The 255-nt window shown below is 62.4% G+C and carries 1 protein-coding gene; it reads right to left on the bottom strand.

Features of this window, described 5'->3' with window-relative positions:
* Positions 1-255, bottom strand: a 255-nt coding sequence (locus tag K6N12_RS33860) for a type IV secretory system conjugative DNA transfer family protein (protein WP_222149194.1), incomplete at both ends; no start/stop codon positions are given.

Raw genomic sequence — 255 nt, 5'->3', positions numbered from 1 at the left:
CGTCGAACACGAGTGCGTCGGCAAGTGTCGTCGCATCCTCGGCGACATCGACGCTGTCTGGATCAACGCCGTCGATCGGATTGAAGGCAGCCGAAGGTCTGCCGGTGATGCCGAATGGATCGAGGATGTGAACCGGCCCGAACGTCTCGCGCGCATCACCGGCGATGATCGCGTTCTCGCCTTTCGGATCGATGCAGATGATCGAGCGGTCGGCGGTCAGAAGGTTCGGGATGATGGTGCCGACACCCTTGCCGC

It is taken from the genome of Rhizobium redzepovicii, from assembly GCF_019793435.1.
Classification (GTDB): Bacteria; Pseudomonadota; Alphaproteobacteria; order Rhizobiales; family Rhizobiaceae; genus Rhizobium; species Rhizobium redzepovicii.
Note: the sequence above shows the minus strand (reverse complement) of the source record. Positions and strands in the feature narration are given on the sequence as shown.